This window comes from Treponema sp. (genome assembly GCF_024696245.1).
In the GTDB taxonomy this organism is placed as follows: domain Bacteria; phylum Spirochaetota; class Spirochaetia; order Treponematales; family Treponemataceae; genus Treponema_D.
Genome location: NZ_JAILGZ010000040.1, coordinates 1 through 3810 on the forward strand (window position 1 = coordinate 1; position 3810 = coordinate 3810).

At 35.2% G+C, this 3810-nt stretch carries 4 protein-coding genes; 2 read left to right on the forward strand and 2 right to left on the reverse strand.

What is annotated here, in order from left to right; genetic code table 11:
- The first annotated feature begins 217 nt into the window (after positions 1–217).
- Both K6D58_RS02875 and K6D58_RS02880 read left to right on the forward strand, forming a co-directional pair.
- Entirely contained in the window at positions 218–613 is a 396-nt protein-coding gene (locus K6D58_RS02875) for an AAA family ATPase (RefSeq protein WP_296827373.1), read from the forward strand.
- Between the two features lie 82 nt (positions 614–695).
- Positions 696–1559, forward strand: a complete 864-nt coding sequence (locus tag K6D58_RS02880; RefSeq protein WP_296827375.1) for a DUF4143 domain-containing protein — start codon at positions 696–698, stop codon at positions 1557–1559.
- Between the two features lie 61 nt (positions 1560–1620).
- Here the strand turns inward: K6D58_RS02880 and K6D58_RS02885 are convergent, their stop codons facing one another.
- Together K6D58_RS02885 and K6D58_RS02890 are read right to left on the reverse strand one after the other, a co-directional pair.
- Positions 1621–2226 (reverse strand): hypothetical protein, encoded by a 606-nt coding sequence (locus K6D58_RS02885; protein WP_296827376.1) that lies wholly within the window; start codon positions 2224–2226, stop codon positions 1621–1623.
- Between the two features lie 26 nt (positions 2227–2252).
- Positions 2253–3479, reverse strand: a complete 1227-nt coding sequence (locus K6D58_RS02890; protein ID WP_296827378.1) for a hypothetical protein — start codon at positions 3477–3479, stop codon at positions 2253–2255.
- Between the last annotated feature and the right edge of the window lie 331 nt (positions 3480–3810).

Consider the following 3810-nt stretch of genomic DNA (forward strand, 5'->3'; position numbering starts at 1 on the left):
TATAAGTTTTTATAAGAAATTCTTTTTCCAGCGGACTAAGCTGTTTTCCCATGTACACCTCCATGGCAGAAAACTGTCTTTATTGTCCTATTTTTTTCAACAGTTTTCTACCTGTTAGTGTCCACTTTTAGTGTAGCATCATTTGTCCACTTTTATTGACTGGTACATTGCAGAAAATTTTACATTGTAAAACTTGTATTTTATATTTGAGTTGAAAATGGAACGAATAAAATTAAGCGATTTAGAAAAATGGTTAAATTCCCCTGTACGCAAGCCTCTGATTGTATGGGGAGCAAGGCAGGGTGGCAAAACATATCTTGTAAAAGAGCTCTTTGCAAAGCGTTATTTTAAGGATTTCTTATACATAGACTTAAAGAAAGATGAGCTGTCCAGGGCATTCTTTTCCACAACTTCTGATGCAGATAAATATATCACTTACATAGAAACCCGTTTTAATAAAAAACTGACTCCCGATACACTCCTGATTTTTGATGAAGTTCAGCAGTGCCATCAGGTACTTTCTTTTAAAATATTTCTGTCAGGATCACAAGGAACTTCCTGTAATTGCAACAGGTTCTCTTGTAAGACTGTCAATAAAGCAGCAGGAGCATAATAAATCAGGAGAGGACTTTCTTTTTCCTGTCGGTAAAATCAATTCAATAAATGTATATCCGATTACTTTTGAAGAGTACCTGATGAATGTAAACCCGCTTCTTCTTGAAATGATAAGAAAGAGTTTCAATGCACGGACTCCTCTTGAATCTGTTTATCATGAACTTGCATTAAATCTTCTGCATGAATATTTAACGATTGGAGGACTTCCTGAACCGCTTGATATTTTTATTCAGGAAAAATCTTATGTTGATGCTACAAATGTACTTAAAGAAGTTTATGCAAATTACCTTGGAGATATGGATACATATAATATTTCAAGTGAAACGATTTTAAAAACCAGAAATGTGTATAAAAACATTTTTTCACAGCTAAATAAAGAAAACAAAAACTTTAAAATTTCCTGTATTGAAAAAGGTAAGTCAAATCGTGATTATTTTAGTGCATATGAATGGCTGGAACTTGCTCATGTAATTTACCGTTGTCACAATATAAAAGGGCACGTAAATCTTCCTCTGCAGGAAGAATCTTCAGGTCTGTTCAGGCTTTACCTTGCAGATGAAGGAATTTTTACATATCAGAGTCAGGTAAACCAGTCTGATTTTTTTGTCAAAGAAAGACGAAATAGTCTTGCAGGTATTTTTTACGAAAACTATACAGCCGGCGAATTTGCCGCAAAACAAATTCCTCTCTTTTATTGGACAGGAAAACAGACTCATGAATTTGAATTTTTAGTTCAATCCAAAGGAAAAATTTATCCGATAGACGTAAAGAAGAAAAATGGAAATCTTGGCTCCTTAGAAGAATTCCGTAAAATTAACGGAAACTGCACTGCCATAAAAATTTCTTCCAACAATTTTGGATACAACAAGGAAAATGACATTCTGACCATTCCTCATTATGCTGTCTTTGCCCTGGCAGAAAATATCAGGAACAGCAATTTATAGAAAAAAAAAGCAGCCATGTTTTTTACGACATGGCTGCTTTAGGATATAATACTATTTTTGATTACTCAAAGATAATATCGCGGATGTAAATGTCTCCTGCAGCTCCACGAGGGTCAATAATGATATAAGAAATCTTCGACCAATCTGCAGTGTCTGCAATTGTATCAGGGAAAAGTCCGCCGGCATGTCTTGCAGAATCGTCTGCTTTATTAGTAATTTTTGACATGTCAACTTCATAAATCTGATAGCTTGTTGATAAATCTTTCAAAAATGTTGCATCTGTCCAACCATCCATAGCAGAGCCATGAGTGTCATCAGAATAAAAATCTAGGCGGATTGTATCTCCTGGTGTAAAACCTGCTCCTACCTTTGCAATAACCTTCATCTTTTTTGCATCTTTTGCATTAATTTTATTTGCAAGGGTAACTTTTGCATATACCCAAGAACCTGCTGTAACTTTTACAACATCAACATCATCTTCGGATATCAAAGAAGCAGCATTGTTATATGGAGTCTCAACTTTTGTAGATTTTGCTCCGGCATAAATTCCTGAACTTTCTGGCAAGTCAACAGCTTTTGAAGTAAGCTCACCATTAAAAGAACAAGATGCCAGCAATACTGTTGCAGCAAAACTTACTGCAGTAAAAATTTTTGCTATTTTTTTCATTTTATTAATCTCCTTTGTTCTCTAAATTAGAATGCGATAGCAACATTGAAAGGTACAGACCATCCAAGGTTAGCACCCTTCTTGTTAGGAATATCCAGCTTCAATCCAAGGTCTAATGCTGCTCCGCCAAAATTGCAAGTAATACCAGGCTGTACATTCATATCCAGACATGTTTCTGCAAAGTTCTTGTCGAATGTTACTGCTGTATCATTTTCTACATCCAGATATACATTAAGACCGTCAAGAGCATAGATAACCTTCAACTCATATGACATCCATGATGGATTTGTGAAATCATAATCAGAAGCCTTCTTTCCATTTGCAGTTACATCCTGTACAGTTCTGAGAGTTACAGGGAAACGTCCTAAGATTTCTAATGCTTCTACCTTGTATCTGAACATTGTATCAAATGCTACAGCCTGAAGTGCATTCTCTTTTTCCCATGTGTATGTAGTTCCATAAGCACCTACTTCTGAATCTACAGCAGAATAAGAGAAGTTCTCAAATCTAAAGCGGGCATTGAACAATGCATACAGACCTGAACCATAGCGATTTCCATATTCAGCACCAATTGCAGCAATCTTTACTCCATCTTTTCCTGCATCACGATATGAAGCAGCAATGTTCATTGGAATTCCTGCAACACCTGCAAGACCATACTTTACATCAATTCCCCAAGATGCATATGTTTCATCTTCTTTGCTGTTAAAATTAATAGCTGCAAAGTCGCTGCCAGTTTTTGCAACAAGACCTCCAGCAATATAAAGACCATCTACAGGAGTCAATTCCAATGCAACACCAGAACCTTCAACTGATGAATATCCTGACCAACTCCAAGTCTGATGAGTTGCAGCATCTCCACCATCAGGAGATTTCCAGTAGTCCAATGTTTCTCCAAAAGTTTTCAAAGAAACGTCACCAACTGTAACCTTAAGCATATCAATTGGCTTGAACCAAATATTTGTACCTCTAACTCCCAGATTCATAGGGTCAGTTCCGTCATATTTATACCACATCTTGAATTTTGCTCCAGCGTTATCATTATTTACAGAAACTTCCAGAGCATCGGCATCTTTCTGATCTTTTGCAGACAGATTCCAGAAGGTAAGTGTTCCTTCTTTTTTTTCGTCTCCATTAATATCGATAGTTCCTCCAGCGATACTGCCTTCCATTACAGTACGAGCCGCAAAATCTACCGCAAATACAGAAGCAGCCATAACTAAAGCTGCCAATCCCATTACGATTTTTTTCATTTGAAAAAATCCTCGGTTTAAATCATTCAGTGAAAAATGAGTTTTCAAATAAATTTTCGTGCCAAGTATGAAAAAAATCGTAACTTAAATTAAAATTTTGGAAGGTAAAAAATGAATTTATATTTAAATTGTTTGTTTTTCTTAAATAGCTGATTCAGGCAAAAAAAAGAAAAATTAATAAAATTGAATGAAACTATTCAATAAATAAAGTAAAAATTCAATTAATTTACTAAACATTCCGATAAAAAAAGAGTTACAAAAAAAGGAGAAGAAAAGAAATTTTTTTCTTGACTTCTGCTATCCTACGTGTTAGGATTAAAAAAAAAGAGGA